The sequence below is a fragment of the Geobacillus sp. C56-T3 genome, assembly GCF_000092445.1.
Classification (GTDB): domain Bacteria; phylum Bacillota; class Bacilli; order Bacillales; family Anoxybacillaceae; genus Geobacillus; species Geobacillus thermoleovorans.
On record NC_014206.1, the window covers coordinates 1,276,677 to 1,297,224 of the forward strand.

The 20,548-nt window shown below is 52.1% G+C and carries 18 protein-coding genes, 1 pseudogene and 1 riboswitch; all 19 genes and pseudogenes read left to right on the forward strand.

Annotation, left to right across the window (positions count from 1 at the left end; translation table 11 throughout):
* Positions 1 to 36: 36 nt before the first annotated feature.
* Positions 37 to 768 (forward strand): pseudouridine synthase, encoded by a 732-nt coding sequence (locus GC56T3_RS06490; protein WP_011231765.1) that lies wholly within the window; start codon positions 37 to 39, stop codon positions 766 to 768.
* Positions 769 to 911: 143 nt separating this feature from the next.
* Positions 912 to 1,436: a thiol-disulfide oxidoreductase ResA gene (gene resA, locus GC56T3_RS06495; protein WP_011231764.1), complete on the forward strand. Its 525-nt coding sequence runs from the start codon at positions 912 to 914 to the stop codon at positions 1,434 to 1,436.
* Positions 1,437 to 1,449: 13 nt separating this feature from the next.
* Complete coding sequence (locus GC56T3_RS06500) at positions 1,450 to 3,114, forward strand: cytochrome c biogenesis protein ResB (protein WP_013144848.1); 1,665 nt, start codon at positions 1,450 to 1,452, stop codon at positions 3,112 to 3,114.
* Positions 3,101 to 4,288 carry a c-type cytochrome biogenesis protein CcsB gene (ccsB, locus tag GC56T3_RS06505; RefSeq protein ID WP_011231762.1) on the forward strand — a complete coding sequence of 396 codons (1,188 nt, stop codon included), beginning with the start codon at positions 3,101 to 3,103 and terminating at the stop codon, positions 4,286 to 4,288. The genes GC56T3_RS06500 and ccsB overlap by 14 nt, the downstream gene beginning before the upstream one ends.
* Before the next feature lie 75 nt (positions 4,289 to 4,363).
* Positions 4,364 to 5,110 (forward strand): response regulator transcription factor, encoded by a 747-nt coding sequence (locus GC56T3_RS06510; protein WP_041468306.1) that lies wholly within the window; start codon positions 4,364 to 4,366, stop codon positions 5,108 to 5,110.
* On the forward strand, positions 5,110 to 6,903 hold the full coding sequence (locus tag GC56T3_RS06515) for an ATP-binding protein (protein WP_013144851.1): 1,794 nt from the start codon (positions 5,110 to 5,112) through the stop codon (positions 6,901 to 6,903). The genes GC56T3_RS06510 and GC56T3_RS06515 overlap by 1 nt, the downstream gene beginning before the upstream one ends.
* A gap of 295 nt (positions 6,904 to 7,198) precedes the next feature.
* A complete protein-coding gene (gene nagA / locus GC56T3_RS06520) occupies positions 7,199 to 8,401 on the forward strand; it encodes an N-acetylglucosamine-6-phosphate deacetylase (protein WP_013144852.1) in 1,203 nt (400 codons plus the stop codon).
* Complete coding sequence (gene nagB / locus GC56T3_RS06525; RefSeq protein ID WP_013144853.1) at positions 8,392 to 9,153, forward strand: glucosamine-6-phosphate deaminase; 762 nt, start codon at positions 8,392 to 8,394, stop codon at positions 9,151 to 9,153. Before nagA ends, nagB begins: the two co-directional genes overlap by 10 nt.
* On the forward strand, positions 9,150 to 9,881 hold the full coding sequence (locus GC56T3_RS06530; protein ID WP_041468735.1) for a GntR family transcriptional regulator: 732 nt from the start codon (positions 9,150 to 9,152) through the stop codon (positions 9,879 to 9,881). The genes nagB and GC56T3_RS06530 overlap by 4 nt, the downstream gene beginning before the upstream one ends.
* A complete protein-coding gene (gene nagE / locus GC56T3_RS06535; RefSeq protein WP_012820709.1) occupies positions 9,881 to 11,245 on the forward strand; it encodes an N-acetylglucosamine-specific PTS transporter subunit IIBC in 1,365 nt (454 codons plus the stop codon). The genes GC56T3_RS06530 and nagE overlap by 1 nt, the downstream gene beginning before the upstream one ends.
* 49 nt (positions 11,246 to 11,294) lie before the next feature.
* Positions 11,295 to 11,700: pseudogene (locus tag GC56T3_RS06540) on the forward strand (hypothetical protein).
* Positions 11,701 to 12,211: 511 nt separating this feature from the next.
* A complete protein-coding gene (locus GC56T3_RS06545) occupies positions 12,212 to 13,348 on the forward strand; it encodes an IS110-like element ISGka2 family transposase (protein WP_013144856.1) in 1,137 nt (378 codons plus the stop codon).
* A 341-nt stretch (positions 13,349 to 13,689) separates the two neighbouring features.
* Entirely contained in the window at positions 13,690 to 14,439 is a 750-nt protein-coding gene (locus GC56T3_RS06550) for a sensor histidine kinase (RefSeq protein ID WP_012820711.1), read from the forward strand.
* Between the two features lie 3 nt (positions 14,440 to 14,442).
* A complete protein-coding gene (locus GC56T3_RS06555; RefSeq protein WP_011231754.1) occupies positions 14,443 to 15,144 on the forward strand; it encodes a helix-turn-helix domain-containing protein in 702 nt (233 codons plus the stop codon).
* On the forward strand, positions 15,144 to 16,433 hold the full coding sequence (locus GC56T3_RS06560; protein ID WP_013144857.1) for a hypothetical protein: 1,290 nt from the start codon (positions 15,144 to 15,146) through the stop codon (positions 16,431 to 16,433). Before GC56T3_RS06555 ends, GC56T3_RS06560 begins: the two co-directional genes overlap by 1 nt.
* Before the next feature lie 81 nt (positions 16,434 to 16,514).
* A complete protein-coding gene (locus GC56T3_RS06565; protein WP_013144858.1) occupies positions 16,515 to 17,420 on the forward strand; it encodes an acetamidase/formamidase family protein in 906 nt (301 codons plus the stop codon).
* Between the two features lie 13 nt (positions 17,421 to 17,433).
* On the forward strand, positions 17,434 to 18,798 hold the full coding sequence (locus GC56T3_RS06570; RefSeq protein ID WP_013144859.1) for an APC family permease: 1,365 nt from the start codon (positions 17,434 to 17,436) through the stop codon (positions 18,796 to 18,798).
* A gap of 186 nt (positions 18,799 to 18,984) precedes the next feature.
* Positions 18,985 to 19,599, forward strand: a complete 615-nt coding sequence (locus GC56T3_RS06575; RefSeq protein ID WP_013144860.1) for a PH domain-containing protein — start codon at positions 18,985 to 18,987, stop codon at positions 19,597 to 19,599.
* A 145-nt stretch (positions 19,600 to 19,744) separates the two neighbouring features.
* Positions 19,745 to 20,212 carry an NUDIX hydrolase gene (locus GC56T3_RS06580; RefSeq protein ID WP_369769992.1) on the forward strand — a complete coding sequence of 156 codons (468 nt, stop codon included), beginning with the start codon at positions 19,745 to 19,747 and terminating at the stop codon, positions 20,210 to 20,212.
* Between the two features lie 83 nt (positions 20,213 to 20,295).
* Positions 20,296 to 20,495, forward strand: a riboswitch (cobalamin riboswitch).
* Positions 20,496 to 20,548 lie beyond the last annotated feature (53 nt).

Genomic DNA, 20,548 nt, shown 5'->3' on the forward strand with positions numbered 1-20,548 from the left:
ACGGAAAGGGTAAGATGATGAAAGAGGTGAGAGAGAATGGAACGGTTGCAAAAAGTGATCGCCCGCGCCGGCATCGCGTCAAGGCGCAAGGCGGAAGAACTCATTTTGCAAGGGCGGGTGAAAGTGAACGGCCGCGTCGTCAAGGAGCTTGGCGTCAAGGTCGGGCCGCGCGATGATGTCGAAGTCGACGGCATCCCGATCGAGCGCGAAGAGCCGGTGTATTATTTGCTGTACAAGCCGCGCGGGGTGATTTCCAGCGTCAAAGATGACAGAGGCCGCAAAGTGGTGACCGATTTTTTCAAAGATCTGGACAAACGCATTTATCCGATCGGGCGGCTTGACTACGATACGTCTGGACTGCTTTTGTTGACGAATGACGGCGACTTTGCCAACCTGCTTATGCACCCGCGGTATGAAATTGAAAAAGTGTACATTGCCAAAGTGAAAGGCATTCCAACACACGAGCAGCTGAAACGGCTCGAACAAGGAGTGCAGTTGGAAGATGGCATGACGGCGCCAGCCAAAGTGAAGCTGCTCTCCGCCGACCGGAAGAAGGGGACAGCCATTGTGGAAATCCGTATCCACGAAGGACGAAACCGGCAAGTGCGCCGCATGTTTGAGGCGATCGGCTGCGAGGTGCTGAAGCTGAAGCGGGAGCGGTACGCGTTTCTCGATTTGAAAGGGCTGCGCCCCGGCGAATACCGCGAGCTGACGCCGCATGAGGTGAAGTTGCTGCGCGTCCTTGCCCAATCCGGGGGAAGAAAATGACGAAGATTGTCACATAACGTTCATATCCTTGCGCATAAACGAGCGAGGGACTTTGCTATAATGGAAAATGGGAGATTGTGAACCGCTTGCCTCCCCCTCTAGCGTTGGCTGTGGGGGAGGAGAAACGTAAAGGGGTTTGAACGATGAAAAAACAACAGCGCTTAGTGATGAGGACAGCGATTTTGCTCGTGTTGCTCGCGGCGATCGGCTATACGATTTACACGAATTTTTTCACGGAGAAAACGGCTGTCGCTGTTGGTTCGACGGCGCCTGATTTTGTGCTGACCGATTTGAAAGGGCATGAACATCGTCTTTCAGACTATCGCGGCAAAGGCGTTTTTTTGAACTTTTGGGGAACGTGGTGCAAGCCGTGCGAGCGGGAGATGCCGTATATGAACGAGCTGTACCCGATTTACAAAAAACAAGGGGTTGAAATTTTGGCTGTCAATGTCGGTGAACCGAAGTTGAGCGTTGAAAAATTCGCGGAACGGTTCGGCCTGACATTTCCGATTGTGATCGACCGTCAAGATCAAGTATTGAACGCCTATAACGTCGGGCCGCTGCCGACAACGTTTTTGATTGACAAAAACGGCGAAGTAAAACAAATCATTACCGGAACGATGACGAAAGAAGACATCGAACGGCATCTAGAAAGCATCAAACCGTAAGGAGTTTTGCGCCATGGAACACGTCAAATGCGAATGCGGCCATGTCAATCCGCACGGCACGGCGTTTTGTGAGTCGTGCGGCAAGCCGCTTGCCGATTTGGGAGAAAAACTGATTTTGGACATGCGCTACGAAGGAAGCGCGCGCCGATCGCAAACGTACAAAAAAACGATGATCGACCAAATTTGGGCGTTTTTCTCGTCGGTCAAAGTCGGGGTGGCGCTCATCGTCATCACGCTCATCGCTTCGGCGATCGGCACGATTTTCCCTCAGCAAATGTATATTCCGCCGAACGTCGATCCGGCGGAGTATTATAAGCAGCAGTACGGCTGGGCAGGGAAGCTGTATTATGAGCTCGGCTTTAACAACTTGTACGGCTCATGGTGGTACATTTTGCTCATCGCCTTAATCGGCGTTTCGCTTGTCATTTGCAGCTTGGACCGGGTCGTTCCGCTTTACCGCGCCTTGAAGCGGCAAGGGGTGAAGCGCCATCCGCGCTTTTTAGAGCGGCAGCGGTTGTTTGGCGTCTCGCATGTGAGCGATCTCGACAAGACGATGGCTGTGTTGAAAGAACGGCTGGTTGCGCGGCGCTACCATGTCCGCGAGGAAGACGGGCATTTGCTCGCTGAAAAAGGGCGTTTTTCCCGCTGGGGGCCGTACGTCAATCATATCGGCCTCATCATTTTCTTGATCGGGGCGATGCTTCGTTCCGTTCCTGGCATGTACATCGATCGGGTGATGTGGATTCCGGAAGGGGAGACGAAAGAAATTCCTGGGACGAACGGCCGCTACTTTTTAAAGAGTGAAAAATTTATTTTTGAAACATATGAGAAAGGCAAAGACAACGAAGTGTTCAACGCTGCCATCGACCGCGTCGGCAACGGGATGATCGCCAAAAACTATCAAACAAACGTCGTGTTGTATAAGCGCGTCGGTCCTGTGATCCCCGGCGCCAAGCCGAAGCTTGAAAAAGTGAAGGAGTATCCGATTCGCGTCAACGAGCCGCTGGAGTTCGACCATTATGCGCTCTACCAAGTCGATTTCCGCTTGAATGAGCCGAAAGCGATGTCATTTCAGTTGGCGGACAAGCAGTCGGGGAAAACGTTCGGCACGGTGACGGTCGACTTGTATGATCCGAAAGAGTCGTACAATCTCGGACATGGGTATCGCGTTGAGCTATTAAGCTATTTTCCTGATTTTGAGTTTGATGAAGACGGCAATCCGTCAACGAAGTCGCGCGTGCCGAACAATCCGGCGTTCGTGTTCAAAATGTACGCGCCGGACCGTCCGAAAGGGGAAGTAAGCTTTGTCGCCATCCAGCAGACGATCGAACCGTTTGGCAACAACAAATACAAAATGGCGTTCGCGGGGCTTCAAACCCGCAATGTCTCCGGTTTGACCGTCCGCCGCGACTTTACGCTTTGGATTTTAGGGGTAGGCGGCGCGATTTTCATGATCGGGCTCATCCAAGGGATGTATTGGAACCACCGCCGCATTTGGGTGCAGCGGGTAAACGGAGAGCTATGGATCGCCGCGCACACGAATAAAAACTGGTTCGGCTTGAAAAACGAGCTGCGCCGTTTGCTTGACGGCACCGGCGTCATGATGCCGGCTGATCAGCTCGAAAACGACAAAAAAGCCGGACAAGGGGGACAAGTCCATGGACATGGTACAGCTTAGCAGCACGTTGCTATATATCGCGTTCGTTCTATATTTAATCGGCACGTTCTTTTTTGGCGGCGCCATTCGCGACAAGCGAAAAGAACGGCAAGAGAAGGATCGTTGGTCGCAGCTTGGCATCTCCGTGACGATCATCGGCTTTCTCGCCCAAGTCGGCTATTTTGTGACGCGCTGGATCGCCGCCGGGCATGCTCCGGTGAGCAACTTGTTCGAGTTTACGACCTTTTTCGGCATGATGCTGGTTGCTGCTTTCATTATTATTTATTTCATTTACCGGCTGAGTGTGCTCGGTTTGTTTGCGCTGCCGGTCGCGTTGCTTGTGATTGCTTACGCAAGCATGTTTCCGCGGGAAATTTCGCCGCTCATTCCCGCCTTGCAAAGCGATTGGCTGCACATCCATGTGACGACGGCGGCGGCTGGTGAAGCGATTTTGGCCATCAGCTTTGTCGCTGGGCTCATCTATTTGATTCGCGTCGTCGATCAATCGAAGCCGTCGAAACGGACGTTTTGGCTCGAAGTGGTCATGTTTTGCTTAATTACTACGCTCGGCTTTGTCATCGTTTCGACAGCGTTCGGTCTTTCTGGGTATGAAGCGAAGTTCACGTGGGTCGACAAAAACAAGCAGACGGTTGAGGTCATCTACGATATGCCGGCGCTCGTTGGGCCGCACAAAGGGGAGCTTATGAAAGAAAGCGCCGGCCGCATGGAGCCGCTTGTTGAGATGCCGGCGATCATCAATGCAAGAAAGCTCAATACGGTCATCTGGTCGCTCATAGCCGGAACGGCGCTGTACATCATGCTTCGGCTTCTCTTGCGCAAGCGCGTTGCCGCCGCACTCAAGCCGCTCGTGAAGAACGTTAACTTGGATTTGACCGATGAGATCAGCTATCGGGCGGTGGCGATCGGCTTTCCGGTGTTTACGCTCGGGGCGCTCATTTTCGCGATGATTTGGGCGCAAATCGCCTGGACGCGTTTTTGGGGCTGGGACCCGAAAGAAGTATGGGCGCTGATCACTTGGCTGTTTTACGCTGCCTTTTTGCACCTTCGTTTGTCAAAAGGCTGGCATGGTGAAAAGTCGGCATGGCTCGCCGTCATCGGCTTTGCCATTATTATGTTTAACTTAGTGGCGGTCAACCTCGTCATTGCGGGATTGCACTCGTACGCCGGAACATAATGGAAAACAACCGGATGCTCTGTTGGCGAGCATCCGGTTTTTCGGTAAACTAGAAAATAGGGAGTGTTTCCATTGATGATGGGAGGGTGCAAAGCATTGGAAAAACAAGAAAAAACCATCCGTATTTTAGTGGTTGACGATGAAGAGCGCATCCGGCGGCTCTTGAAAATGTATTTGGAGCGGGAAAACTATGTGATCGATGAGGCCGGCGACGGCAATGAAGCGTTGGAGAAGGCGTTGACGAATGATTATGACGTCATTTTGCTCGATCTGATGCTGCCGGGCAAAGATGGAATTGAGGTGTGCAAAGAAATCCGCGAGCAAAAAACGACGCCGATTATGATGTTGACGGCAAAAGGCGAAGAATCCAACCGCGTGCAAGGGTTTGAAGTCGGCACGGATGATTACATCGTCAAGCCGTTCAGTCCGCGCGAAGTCGTGCTGCGCGTAAAAGCGCTGTTGCGCCGCGCGGCGAATGCCGCCTACGCGCCGGTGGAGACGACGGCGAAAGACGTGCTTGTGTTTCCGCATTTGACGATTGACAACGATGCCCACCGGGTGACGGTCGACGGCAAGGAAGTCAGCTTAACGCCGAAAGAATATGAGCTGCTTCTCTTTTTGGCCCGCTCGCCCGACAAAGTGTTCGACCGCGAACAGCTGTTGAAGGAAGTATGGCATTACGAGTTTTTCGGCGACTTGCGCACGGTCGACACCCACATTAAACGGTTGCGCGAAAAGTTGAATAAAGCGTCGCCGCAGGCGGGAAAAATGATCGTCACCGTCTGGGGCGTCGGCTACAAGTTTGAGGCAGTGAACGACTGATGTGGCTGTTTCGCAGCGTCGTCGGCAAGCTATGGTTTACGATTTTGTTGCTCGTTTCGTGCGTGCTGTTTATTTTAAGCATTTTGCTTATTAAATTTTTGGAAGATTATTATGTGCAGGAAGCGGAAAACGACTTGACCCGCCTGGCGACAAAAGTGGCCGAGGTGATGCACGATTACCGCGACGAGCAGCTTGCCCGCTCGATCGCTTGGACGCTTGTGGACAATCGAACGAAAGCCGTCATCGTCGCCGATGAGTCGCACTATTGGTATTCGCCTGGCGATGCTGGTTTGGACAATATGCCGCTGTCGTCGATCCGCCAAGATCGGGACTTGCGGCGTGTGCTGACAGATGGGAAAACGGTGAAAAAGCGTTTGTATATGCCACAGCGGCATCCAAAAGAAAAGCTGCCCCGTGATATGATCATTGTCGGCGTGCCGATGTCGATGCCGGATGGCAGCCGAGGAGCTGTGTTTATCTATCAGTCGCTCGAGGCGATCGCCGACGCGACGGAGCGGACGAAAGAGTTAATTTTTCTCGCCGCGTTTATCGCCATTGTCATGACCACGTTTTTTGCCTTTTTCTTGTCGACGCGCATCACCGCTCCGCTCCGGAAAATGCGGCAAGCCGCGTTCGAAATGGCGCGGGGCCATTTCGATATGAAAGTGCCGATTTTAACGAACGATGAGATCGGTGGGCTGGCGATGGCGTTCAACCAAATGGGACGGCGTCTGCAGTTTAACATCAACGCCTTAAACCAGGAAAAAGAACAGCTCGCCAGCATTTTAAGCAGCATGGCCGATGGCGTCATTACGTTTAACCGCGACGGGGAAATTTTGATTACGAACCCGCCGGCTGAGCGGTTTTTGCAGGCGTGGTATTTTGAGCAAGGAAACGACGCGGAAGCGATGGCGCCGTTGCCGCCGCAAGTGAAAGAGCTGTTCGCCCGCGTCGTTCGCGAGGAGAAGGAGCAATCGACCGAAGTGACGCTGCAGGGGCGGACGTGGGTCATTTTAATGACGCCGCTGTACGGCAAAACGATGGTGCGCGGCGCGGTGGCTGTTTTGCGCGACATGACCGAAGAGCGGCGGCTTGACAAGCTGCGCAAAGACTTTATCGCCAACGTTTCGCACGAATTGCGCACGCCGATTGCCATGCTCCAAGGCTACAGCGAGGCGATCATCGACGATATCGCGGCGAGCGAAGAAGAGAAGAAAGAGATGGCGAAAGTCATTTATGACGAGTCGCTGCGCATGGGCCGCCTTGTTAATGATTTGCTTGACTTGGCGCGCATGGAAGCTGGCCATATCGAGCTAGAGTACGAACAAGTCAAGCTTGTTCCTTACATCGAGCGGGTGATCCGCAAGTTTTACGGGCTGGCGAAAGAAAAGCAGATTGAGCTGACAGCCGAGTTTCGCGATCGGGACATCGAAATCGCCTTCGATCCGGATCGGATCGAACAGGTGCTGACGAACTTAATTGACAACGCCATCCGCCATACGGAATCGGGCGGCACAGTTCGCCTCATCATCGAACCAAGCGGCGACGGCGTGACGATCCATGTCCAAGACTCTGGTTCCGGCATTCCCGAAGAGGATTTGCCGTTTGTGTTTGAACGGTTTTACAAAGCCGATAAAGCGCGCACGCGTGGCCGTTCCGGCACCGGGTTAGGCCTTGCCATCGCCAAAAACATCGTCGAAGCGCATAAAGGGCTCATTACCGTTCACAGCAAACTGAACGAAGGAACGACGTTTTCGTTTTATTTGCCGGCCCGCGGACCGAAAGGAGCGTAGCGCCGTTTGGAAGAGCAGGGAAGCCACGGCTTCCCTGCTTCTTTCATGCTGAAGCGAACTGGTTGACGCTCACATTTCGCACCCTGAATAAAAATTCGAAATAAGCCAGGTTTGACCGAATAAAAATTAATTATTTTACAATTTTTGTATAAAAAATTATTTTTATGCGCATATCCGGGTTGTTTTTTGTATATTATGCAAAGGTTGCGAAATATGAGTTGACGGATTTGTTTTAGTGGTATAGACAACTAGAATATATAATGTTATAATGAGAGACAGAAAGTGGGGAATCGCGATGAAGCGGTGGATATTGAAAAATGCCGCGGTGTATGCAGAAACAGGAAACATTGAACAAGGGTATGTGCTGATCGAAGGGGAAAAAGTGGCCGCGATCGGGCCGATGTCGTCGTGCCCAACTGATGCAGGGGCGGAAGTGATCGATCTTTCCTCACGGTTTTCCATCGTGCCGGGATTCATCGACGTCCATATTCATGGGGCGGCTGGGGCGGATGTCATGGATGCGACCCCGGAGGCGCTTTACAAGATGGCCAACGCCTTGCCGGCGGAAGGGACGACGAGCTTTTTGGCGACGACGATGACAGCGCCAAGTGAACAAATCGAAGCCGCCCTTCGCAACGTCGCTCGCTATATGGCGGAGGCGAACAGGCCGGGAGCCGCCGAAGTGCTCGGTGTTCATCTGGAAGGACCGTTTTTGTCGCCGAAGCGCGCCGGAGCGCAGCACCCGCGCCATCTCGCCGATCCGGACATCTCACTGTTCCAGCACTGGCAAAAGGCGGCGGGCGGCCATATCCGCCTTGTCACGCTTGCCCCAGAGCGGAACGGGGGGCTGGAACTTGCCTCCTACTTGAAACAGACGGGTGTGATCGCTTCGATCGGCCATTCCGATGCCGTTTACGACGAAGTAAAAGCGGCGGTCCATGCAGGGGTGACGCATGCGACCCACCTGTTCAATGGGATGCGCGGCATCCATCACCGTGAACCGGGTGTCGCCGGTGCTGTGCTTATGTTTGAAGAAGTGATGTGCGAGCTGATCGCCGACGGGTTGCACGTTGCGCCGCCGATGGTCCGCTTCGCTTACCGGAATAAAGGAAGCGATGGGCTCATATTAATCACCGATGCCATGCGGGCGAAATGTCTAGGTGATGGGCGATATGAACTTGGCGGCCAAGAGGTGACTGTTCGGGGCCAAGAGGCGCGGCTTGCCGACGGCACGCTGGCGGGAAGCGTGCTCAAGCTTGGCGAGGCCATCCGCCGTGTGCTCGATTATACTGGCTGCACGCTTGAAGAGGTGATCCGCATGGCGAGCTGGAATCCGGCGAAACAGCTTGGCTTGCTTGATCGGAAAGGCAGCTTGCGGCCCGGCAAAGACGCCGATGTCGTCGTTTTGAATGAACGATATGAAGTCATGATGACGTTTTGCCGCGGCGCCCTTGCCTATCGCAAGCCGGATGAAAGGAGTGGAGAGCGATGGCCATGAAGCTTTTGAAAGCTGCTGACTACGCAGAGATGAGCCGTCAGGCGGCGGACATCATCATCAAACAAGTCAAGGAAAAGCCGAACGCCGTTCTCGGCTTGGCGACCGGCTCGACCGTGCTCGGTGTGTACCGCGAATTGGCCGCCGATCATCGGCAGCATGGGACATCGTATCGGCTCGTGCGCACGGTCAATTTGGATGAATACGTAGGCCTTGGCCCGGATCATCCGAACAGCTATCGCTATTATATGAATCAGCATTTGTTTGCCCAATTGGACATCCCGCTTCACGAGACGCATGTGCCGGATGGCTTGGCCGCTGATCTTGACGAAGAATGCCGCCGTTACGAGCGGCTCATCGATGAATTGGGCGGCATCGATTTGCAGCTCTTGGGCATCGGCCGCAACGGCCATATCGGGTTCAACGAGCCTGGGACGCCGTTTTCGACAGCCACCCACGTCGTCGAGCTGACCGAGCTGACACGGGAAGCGAACGCCCGCTTTTTCCCATCGCTTGATGACGTGCCGCGCTATGCCATTACGATGGGGATTGCGACCATTTTGCGCAGCCGCCGCATCGTGCTGTTGGCGTCAGGGGAGGAAAAAGCGGAGGCCATGGCCCGGCTTCTCGAAGGCGTTGTCACACCGGACTTGCCGGCTTCAGCGCTTCACCTTCATCCGGACGTGACGATCATCGCCGACCGAGAGGCGCTCTCGCTCATCCCAAAGGAAAAGCAGTGGGTGGATGCGCCGTGATCGATAAACAGTCGCCGATTCCGATTTACTATCAGCTCGAGCAATATATGAAAGAAAAGATCGAAAAAGGGGAGTGGCAGCCGGGCGAGATGATCCCGTCTGAGCGCGAGTTGGCGGAAATGTATGACATCAGCCGGATGACCGTTCGGCAGGCGGTCAACAATTTAGTGAACGATGGCTATCTCATCCGCCGGCGCGGGAAAGGAACATTTGTCGCCGCCCAAAAAATCGAGCAGCCGCTGAAAGGGCTGACGAGCTTTTCCGAAGATATGCGGGCGCGCGGCATGGAGCCCGGCACGATCGTCCTTAGCTTTGAGACGGTTCCGGCTTCTCAGAAGCTCGCTGAAGGGCTTGGCGTCACGGAAGGCGATGACCTTTACGAAGTCCGCCGCCTTCGGTTGGCCGACGGCTTGCCGATGGCGTTGGAGACGCTGTACATTCCCGTCCATCTTGTTCCCGGGCTGACGCGTGATGTTGTAAGCGGTTCCGTCTATGAATTTATCGAAAAAGAAAAAGGGATGATCATCGGCTCCGCTGTTCAAACATTGGAAGCATCTGTCGCCCGCAAGGTGGAGGCGGAGCATCTGAAGATGAAAGAAGGGGCTCCGGTGTTGCTGCTTGAGCGCCGCACGCAACTTGTCGACGGTCGGCCGCTTGAAGTCGTCAAATCGGTGTACCGCGGCGACCGGTACAAATTTATGATTGAGATGAAAAGGGGAGGATCATGATGTTAGGCTTTTTACAGCGGCTTGGAAAAGCATTAATGTTGCCGATTGCCGTTTTGCCGGCGGCAGGATTGTTGCTTCGGCTCGGTCAGCCTGATTTATTGAATATTCCGTTTATCGCCGCCGCAGGCGATGCGGTGTTTTCCAATTTAGCGCTCATTTTCGCCATCGGCGTGGCCATCGGTTTTTCGAAAGACGGCAACGGCGCGGCGGCGCTTGCTGGGGCGATCGGCTACTTTGTCTTGACAAAAGGGGCCGCCGCGATTGATAAGGACATCAATATGTCCGTATTAGGCGGCATCATCTCCGGAGTGATCGCCGGGCTTTTATACAACCGTTACCATGATATCAAGTTGCCCGACTGGCTAGGCTTCTTCGGCGGACGGCGGTTTGTGCCGATCGTGACATCGCTTGTCATGCTCGTGCTTGCCTTGATTTTTGGCTATGTATGGCCGCCGATTCAAGATGGCATCAACGCGGTCGGCCATTGGATCGTTGGCGCCGGGGCGGTTGGCGTCGGCATTTTCGGGTTCCTCAACCGGTTGCTCATTCCAGTCGGATTGCACCATGTGTTAAACAGCTTCGTCTGGTTTGTGTTTGGCGAGTATAACGGAAAAACGGGCGATTTAAGCCGCTTTTTCGCCGGCGACCCGGATGCGGGCATTTTTATGGCCGGCTTCTTCCCGATCATGATGTTTGGCCTGCCCGCGGCAGCGCTGGCGATGATCGCGGCGGCGAAAAAAGAGCGTCGCAAAGCGGTCGCCGGCGCGCTCCTTGGCGTGGCGTTGACGTCGTTTTTAACCGGGATTACGGAGCCAATTGAGTTTCTATTCATGTTTTTATCGCCATTGCTCTACGTTGTCCATGCCGTGTTGACCGGCTTGTCGCTCGCAGTGGCGACAATGCTTGACATCCACCACGGGTTTACGTTCTCGGCCGGGGCGATTGACTTTTTCTTAAACTACGGCATTGCGAAAAAACCGTATTTGTTGATTGTTCAAGGTCTTGTATATGCTGTCGTCTATTTCGTCGTCTTCTATTTCCTCATTACGAAGCTCGATTTGAAAACGCCGGGGCGTGAAGAGGAGGTAGAGGGCGAGTTTACCGACAGCGGTGCGGCGCAGTCGGGCGTCAAATACGAGGACCTTGCTGCAAAATATATCGAGGCGTTGGGAGGAAAAGATAATCTCGCACAAATTGACAATTGTGTCACACGCTTGCGCCTAAAAGTGAAAGACATGTCAAAAGTCAACGAAGCAGAATTGAAACGTTTGGGAGCGAAAGGTGTGCTTCGCCTCAACCAAACGGATTTGCAAGTGGTCGTTGGCACGGATGTCGAATTTCTGGCCAACGCTATGAGAAAATAAGGAACAACGAAGCCGTTCTTTTAAGGGACGCCAGAAAGGGGGAGCTCCGGTGAAGCGGCTGTTGGATTGCAACGCCTCCGATTTTCGTCGGATGACAGGAAAACAGTTAAAACAATCGATTCAAGCGTCAGAAGGCAGGGTGATCGTCGCGGAAGTCGTCGGGGAATTCGCGCCGCTGTATCCGGCGGTCACCAACGCCGAACTGGCCACGGCGTTTGGGGCGGATTTGCTGTTGTTGAATTGGTTCGATGTGTTCCGGCCGGTTGTGAACGGGTTGGACACGAACGAACCGAATCAAATGGTGGAACGGTTAAAGCAGTTGAGCGGATCTACATCATATCGGCGACGCTGGCTATCATGGCATCGCTGTTCCAGAGAATATTATGGCGTATTCGATCGCCATTCGCGGCAGACGCCATACGTATATTCGCATGGCAAGATCGCCGTTGAGATAAAGTGGAATATGATCAGTCGGTCCCAAAAGCATTCGCTTTTGGGGCGTTTTTTTGCCGGGAGAGGATAGGATGGGAGCCAAGATGATGGAAAAATAAGTTTGCGGATGTGGGAAACATTTGCCTTGTACTGCCGCCTCTATTTATCATCCTGAACCGAGAAGACCCCCCACTTTCACGCGTGAGCGGAAGTGGGGGATGAATCGGGATGGGTCATCGCTCTTCCTCTTGCTTTCACAGAAAAGTTCCATGAGCAATTTTTGCTCTCCACCCGGGCATGAAAATCCCCCTTTTCTTCCCATAATGAAGAGTAGGCGCAAACAGCTCAATAGGACGTTATACTTAATGGTGGCTTGGACCCTGTACAGAAAAGCGTTCGAATCCACTGGGTGCACCACCCATTGTCCGCCCTTTCCCGATGCGGAGGAAAGGTGACGACGAACGGAAAACTGCCGCATTTCTCCCGTGGATTCGCTGTTTGCGCACTCGATCATCGAAAAGGAGGATTTTCATCATGGATGTCATCTATCCTCGCTGCGCAGGATTGGATGTTCATGCCGAAACCATCGTCGCCTGCGCGCTATGGGAAGAAGATGGACACATTCAAAAGGACATTCAAACCTTCTCCACGTTCTCGAAGGGACTTGGCGACCTGCTGGAGTGGCTCGAAGAACATGGCGTCACCCATGTCGCCATGGAATCCACCGGCGTGTATTGGAAACCGGTCTTCGCCTTCCTCGAAGGCTATGTCGACTTGACACTGGCCAATCCGCAGCGGATCAAAAATGTCCCGGGAAGAAAAACCGATGTCTCTGACGCCGAATGGATCGCCAAGCTGCTCCGCCATGGACTCGTTGAAAAAAGTTTCGTCCCCCCAGCGGATATTCGCGAATTGCGGGATTTTACCCGCCTCCGCAAAAAGTGGGTCGGACAGCTGACTTCGGAGAAAAACCGGATTCAAAAAGTGCTCGAGTCTTCCAATGTCAAACTCGGCTCGGTCCTCTCCAATCTCTTCGGCGTTTCCGGAAAAGACATCCTCGCCCGGCTGCTTGAGAAGGGATACGTGGACAAGGACGAGTTGGATCAATGCCTGCGCGGAAGGCTCAAAAAGAAAAAGCAAGCGGTGTACGATTCGCTGCTCGGCACCTTGACCGAACACGAGCTCCGTCTCCTTCGCCTCTTGTGGAAACACGTTGAGGAATTGGAGCAGTTCATCGAAGAAGTCGACCAGCACATCGACCGCCTGCTCGAGCCGTATCGTGAGGAAGTCGAATTGCTGATGACCATGCCCGGAGTGAAAAAACAAACCGCCGCCGTCATCATAGCCGAGATGGGAACCGACATGAGCGTCTTTGAAACGCCGGAACGGGCGGCTTCATGGACTGGATTGTCCCCCGGCAACCATGAAAGCGCCGGAAAGCGAAAGAGCACGCGCACGACAAAAGGCAATCCCCATCTCCGATCGGCGTTATGCGAGGCGGCATGGTCAGCAGCTCGATCCAAGACGCATCCCTTGTCCCGAAAGTTTTGGTCGTTGGCGGCCCGGTGCGGGAAGAAAAAAGCCATCATCGCCATTGCTCGGCGGATGTTGGTGATCATCTTTTGCATGATCTCCCGCAAAGAGCCGTTCCGCCAACCACAACTTATTTAGTCTAGCCAAAAGGCAGACAGGTTATACGAGATGCCTAAAATCGGGCACCTCTGCTTTCCTATTGCCTTTTTTGGCCATTTTCAGTATACCCGCACGGATCAGGAGCGTATACCGCACTCACCAAGTGGTGGGGATTTTCACGGAAAAGTGTAAAGAACCGTGGGACGCACGGGGATGGCTTGGTGGACAGCCTGCCGTGGGGCGGGTGTTCCCAAGAATCTCCCACTTCTAAGCGTACGCGTAGGTGGGAGAGCGTTCAATTTGTGATCAAATGAAAGAACAAATTTGTGATAAAATGAAAAAACAAATGGGAAAGCATTGCGAGTGGCGGGGAGAATATGATGATTGCCGAGCCATTATTTCATCTCATTCTCATTTTCAGCGTATTGTTGCCGCTTGTATCGTTGACAGTGTTGGCGCTGTTGGGAGTAGCGGAAAAAGAAGTGGATTATTGGCAGTTGGAACATGCGCGCCTTCGATTGGAAAAAGAACTTCAAGAAAGCAAGTATATGCAACTCCATCAACAAATCCGACCGCATTTCTTTTTCAATGCGTTGAACGCTTTCTTATCCTTGGCGCGCTTAGGAAAAAATGAAGAAATGATTCGGGGAATGGAGCATTTTGCGCTGTTTTTGCGTGATAGCTATGAGACGAAACAGCCGCTTATTCCGTTCAAACAAGAATGGGCGCATACAAGCAACTATCTAGCGGTGCAGCAGCTTCGCTTCGGTTCACGGCTGTCGGTGTCGGTGCAAATGGATCCGGATGGAGAGCGTGCGCTCATTCCTTCTTATACGTTGCAAACGCTGGTGGAAAACGCATTCAAACATGGCCTTGAGAAAAAAGCGGGTGAAAAATGTTTGGCGATCGATTTTCGACGCCAAGGCAACTGGGTATATTTGCGCGTCTGCGATAATGGCAATGAAGGGAAGGAGTTATCCATCGCGAATGGAGGTGTCGGCTTGGATAATTTGCGCAAGCGGTTTGCTCTTTTGTTTGATTTGCCAACTCAGCTTGTGTTGCAAAAAGATGAGCGCGGGTGGACAGAGGCGCTTGTCGTTTGGCCGTATGTTCCAGGGGATGAGGGATAAACGATGAAGGTGCTGATTGTCGATGATGAATATTTGGAATTGGAACAACTCACGTATTTGGTGAAGCGGAAATATCCGCATTGGGAAGTATGGCCGGCGGAGGATGCCGCAGAGGCGAAACGGTTGGCCGCATCCCATCGCTTCCGGCTGGCGCTGATCGATATCCACCTTCCTGGACAGTCCGGGTTGGATTTGGCCTATGAGCTCAAACAAAAACAGCCCGATCTTGCCTTGATCATTATCACAGCCTACCAAGATTTTGCTTATGCCAAACGGGCGATTCAGCTTGAAGTGCTCGACTACTTGGTGAAGCCGCTCATCGAGAGCGAGTTTGATCAAGCGTTGTCGAAATTTGAACAAAAGCATCCGGAAGCGCTTGTCTCGTCCCCGCTCATCCGCGCGGCGCTCGAATATGTGCACTGTCATTATGCACAAAAAATCAGCTTAACCGAGGTAGCCGCTGCCGTGCATGTACATCCAGCCTATTTGAGCAGACTGTTTGTTGAGGAGATCGGCATCCATTTTAAGGATTACGTCAATCGATATCGGATTGAAAAGGCGAAAGAGCTGTTGACCAAAAAGCCGGATTGGTCCATGGCACGCATTGCTGAGGAGACAGGATTTTCTAGTCAACATCATTTCAGTCATTTGTTTCGAAAATATGTCGGCATCCCGCCTACGAAGTATAAGGAGACCAATGGATAATGGACTGGTATATGCTTTTATTCATGGCATGCGTACTGCTGCTTGCTGCTGTGCCGCATATTGGTCGCTGCAATTTTATCGGAGCGGAGGCGCTTGGATTAAGCAAGGGGGTCAATGCCCTGTTACTGCGTTTCGCATCCGGTGAGCTGCTGTTGTTTGGATGTTATGCTTTTATTCATGGTGGGGTGGCGGCGGGGGTGGTGACGGCTATGGCGGTGTGGGCCGCCGTTTTTGTGCTTTGGCGTTCAGCAGCGGCCGTACGCTATCGTTCCCTAACAGAGGAAGGGGATCGCTGGCCGGACTGCTGTTTTACGGCGCGGGCTTTGTTTTTCTTTCGGTTTTTTGTTCGCCTTCTTTCGATCGGCCGGCTGCTTACCGTTGTCGTGTTATGTGCCTATTTGTTGCAGCAACTCTTTCGTTTTTCTCCGGCTTTTTTATTCATTTGGTTCGTCTATGTGTACGTGTTTACCGTGCTCGCCGGTTGGTTGGGGATGCGGAAAATCGGAACGGTTCTGCTATACATTGTTTATATAGTGATGGGAATGGTTCCGTTTGCCTATTATCTAACGGGTGGTGTGGCGCGGCAATATGAGATGATTGTACGCACTGTCCCAGCTTCCCTCGATGTGAACATGGTTTCGTTGTTCGTGTTGTTTTGGGCTGTGCTGGCGGCGGCTGCCGGGCAATGGTTGGCCGACGAGTATGTATGGGATATTGCATCAATATTGAAAAAAGAACGCGTTGCGCTGACGTTTTCTATGGCCGCGTTTTGCCTTGCTCCGCTTCCGTTGGCCGTCGCAGCCTTATGCGTCCCGTATGCGGCGGCCGCTTCGACTGCCGCCATACTGAAACGGTGGCTGCTTCATTCTTCTGTCTTGATTGCTTGGCCGCTTACTATTGCCTTGCTGGCGGCGTTGTCACTCAGCTTATCCCTTTCCTTGCATTCCGTTGTGCAAATTTTTTGGCACAGGTGGAGCAGGCATCTCTCATGGACATATGTCATCTCTTTTTTGCTTGTACTAGCCCTCTTTTTTATTGCTCCTCTTCTTCCGATGCGGATGGTCATGTTTTCGACCGCCTTGCTTGCCTCCTCGTGTTTTGGGTTGGCTGCTTTACGGACAGGAGAGAAACCGATGGGGGTTATAGGCATGATCGGATGGGTATGTTTGTTTGCTATCGCCTGGCGATGGGGAATGCGCCATAATGTGCTGGAGGCCATAGCATGGAATGGGATTGGCGGTTTCTTGTTTACTCAGATTTATCGATTAATTCAAAAAATAAAGAAGTAACAAAAATGAATCAAAAAAATGCAAAACAGTTTGTTTGCTCCCTGTTATAATGAGACAAAAACGAAAGGGAGGAAAGCGGACATGTCATTTGTTCCATGCACAACGGCCATTTATGCATTTAGCAAAAACCACCAACCGGTTCGAACAGTCCAGTCAGGGGAAACGTTTGTCATCGAAACGTACGACTGTTTCCAAAATCAAATTACTTCAAGCGAAACGCCGTTTGACTCGATCGATTGGAATCATATCAATCCGGCGACCGGACCGATCTATATTGAAGGGGCGGAACCCGGTGACATTTTAGCGGTAAAAATTGAACAGATTCTCCTCAAAGGACAGGGGGTCATGGCTGTCGGCCCAGGGCTCGGGGTGCTTGGAGACCGGATTCCGCAGTTTGAGGCAAAAATGATTCCAGTAGAAGAAAACCGGGCCGTATTTGACGAGCATCTTTCTATTCCATTAAATCCAATGATTGGCGTCATCGGGGTAGCGCCGAGCGGTGAGGATGTGTCGTGCGGGACGCCCGGGCCGCATGGCGGCAATATGGATACAAAGCTCATTACAACAGGGGCAACCGTTTACTTCCCGGTTTTTGTCAAAGGGGCGTTGTTCGCATTAGGCGATTTGCATGCGGCGATGGGGGACGGCGAAATCGGCGTGTCTGGTATCGAAATTTCGGGGGAAGTGACGGTCACCGTCCGGGTGATGAAAGGATATTCGCTCAACCATCCACTGTTGCAAAACGATGATGGCATTGCGACGATCGTCTCGGCCAAAACGTTGGATGAGGCGGTCAAACAGTCGGTTGAGGAAATGGTTAATTTGCTGTTGCCGCACACTCCGTTGACGCTGAACCATTTGACGATGGTGCTTAGCGCTGTCGGTCAGACACAAATCAGTCAAGTCGTTGACCCGCTCGTCACGGCGCGTTTCTTTGTACCGCGATTTGTGCTTGAAGCGTATGGCATCCGCCTGTTTGAGGATTGAGGAGGGAACGGCGATGGCGCAACTTGAAACGAACACATCGGTTGAGTCGCTCGGTTATAAACAGGAATTAAAACGGTCGCTCACATTTGTTGATTTGTTGATTTACGGAATGGTGTTCATGGTGCCGATCGCTCCTTTCGGCATTTACGGGTATGTAGCGCAAGGGTCAAAAGGGATGGTCGCCTTAGCATACTTAATCGGAATGGTGGGGATGATTTTCACCGCCTTGAGCTACGCCAGAATGGCCGAAGCGTTTCCAATCGCTGGTTCCGTGTATTCTTACGCCCAGCGGGGAATGAATGAATATGTCGGTTTTATGGCAGGCTGGGTCATTTTGCTTGATTACATTTTTGTTCCGGCTCTTCTCTATTTGGTCAGCGCTGCTGCCTTAGCCGATATTGTGCCGCAAGTGCCGATTTCCGTGTGGCTCATTCTGTTCATTGGCATGAATACGATCATTAATATTCTTGGAATCGAGATGACGGCCAAAGCGAACAAAGTGATTGTTGTTTTAGAGCTCATCGTCCTTGCAGTGTTTGTGATCACAGGAATTATTGCGATTATAAAAGGTGTCAATGGAGCGCAGTTTACGTTCAAACCGCTGTACGATCCTAATCATTTCAGCGCGGAGACGGTGATGGGGGCGGTGTCGGTGGCCGTCTTGAGCTTCCTTGGTTTTGATGCGGTGTCGACGCTGGCTGAGGAAACAAGGGACGGGAAATCATCGATCGGCAAAGCGATCATTTTCGCTTTGCTCGTTGTCGGTGCGCTTTTCATCGTGCAAACATGGGTCGCCGCTCTCATTTGGCCTGATTATACGACGTTTAAAAACGCAGATGTGGCGTTTTATCAGATTGCGGAGCTGGCAGGAGGACCATGGCTGAAATGGACAACGATCATCGCCACTGCGCTTTCATGGGGGATCGCGAACGCGCTCGTCGCCCAGGCAGCCATCTCCCGCATTTTGTACAGCATGGGTCGCGACCGTAAACTGCCCAGTGTGCTGGCTAAAGTGCATCCGAAATTTCAAACGCCATACGTCAGCACATTGCTTGTAGCTGTGATTTCGCTCATTGTCACGACGGTGTTCGCCTCACAAATTGATAAACTCGCTTCGCTTGTCAACTTTGGCGCCCTGACGGCTTTCCTCTTTTTGCATGTATCAGTGATGAACTATTTCTTGCGCAAACAAAAGAGTAACGATTATATCAATCATCTCTTGTTTCCGCTCATCGGTTTTGTTATCATCGGCTATGTATGGATGAACCTGGACCCGCTCAGCAAAAAGCTAGGATTGAGTTGGATCGCGATTGGACTCGTTTATCTGGTCTTTTTGCGACTCACGAACAAAGACTCCCGTCTAAGCGGGGAACTGTAGTTGCTTGTAAGGCCTGACGCCGTCATAAAAGGCGTTGGGTCTTTCGTTTTTTGCCGACGATGAAACATTTTTTCGATCGCGACGTATTACAGAATGAGGGTACGGCGCCTTGTTAAGGCAAAACGCCGTTCATCCGCCAATAGGTGGGCGCCGATAAAACGTGGAAGGAGCCGGAGGAACATGAGCATGTTTGGAAAAGTCGCCGCCGATGTGCTTGGGCTAAGCGACATCGGCTCGGTTATTCAGCCGAAAGACTACGACAAAGTGGATGCCGATGATTATGTGATGCACGAGGATGGGGAAAAAATCTATTTCCTTATTAAATCGAAATCCGATGAATATTGCTTCACAAACCGTGCGCTCATTCATCTGGACGGCACGAGCGCCGCGAGCAAAAAACGGACGCTGCGCCGCTACGATTACTACAAGCATCCGATTTCCGACGTATCGCTCGAAACGGCCGGGACGGTCGATTTGGATGCGGAAATTAAATTTAAAATTGGACCGCATTCCTACTCCATTGATGTGCATAAAAAGCATATTGAGGAATTGAAAGATTTGTATAAATCGCTGCTGGCGATCGCGGAGATTTGCCTTGAAAACGAAACGAAGTTCAACTATGCGGAGCGGAGTCTGGAACTGGCAACGAAGGTGTTTGCCAACATGCGCGGCGACGGCGCCAATGTGTCGGCGGATTTTCAGGCCGTGAATGAATACGCTTTTCGCTGGCTGACGGAAGCGAAAAAGAACTATACGGTGAAGGATTTCGGCTTTGTGTTTGACAAATATATTCAACAGTGACGAGATGAAGGTTGTATCGGGGAAAGACGCCGTGCCAGAGGCGAGGTATCTTTCCTTATTTTTTTCAAGATGGCAGTATAGATGGGGCAGCTGCTTTTTTTCTGCAGGAGAGGGCTAGGATCATTCCGCGATGTAGGAGGAGAGCTTGATGGATAAACACCAACAAGCCATTATCACCGTTTCAGCCTATATTACGAATGACACGGGAGAGGTTTTGCTTGTTAAAAGCTATGACCGCTCCGATACGTGGGAAATGCCGGGCGGACAAGTTGAACCAGGCGAGCCGCTCGATCGGGCCGTTCATCGCGAGGTGTATGAAGAGACTGGCGTTGACATCCGTCTCATCGGGGTCAGCGGCGTGTATTACAATGAAACTAAAAATATCATAAACATTGTATTTAAAGCGACATATGTGAAAGGAAACGTTTCTCCCCAGCCTGAGGAAATTCAAAAGGCGAAGTTTGTGTTGATCGATGAGTCGAATATTGATGAATATGTGACATGGCCGCATTTGAAATCGCGGGTGCTCGATGCGATGAAAAGGGAATGCTCTGTTCCGTATGAAACATGGGTTATGAATCCATCTCGATTGTCTGCAAGAGTGGGAAGGTGACGACTTCCCTCCAACCTGCTGTAAATTCATAGTTGTCAAATGCTAAACGCTGCATTATTATAAAAATGTCCATATCCGACAAATTCATCAACTCGCAGCAAGGTGCCGAAAAGGCTTAATAGGGAATCCGGTGGGAATCCGGAGCTGTCCCCGCAACTGTCAATGCGGACGAAATGAAATCGCCACTGTACGGACAGATGGCTTGCGCTGTTTTCCGTACGGGAAGGCTTCAGAGTAGGATGAAGCATGAGCCAGTAGACCTGCCTTGCTTGCCGCAGTTTCCGAATCTTCGGGGGGTGAGACGCGGAAACAGTCGTACAGGGCATTGTTGTGCCC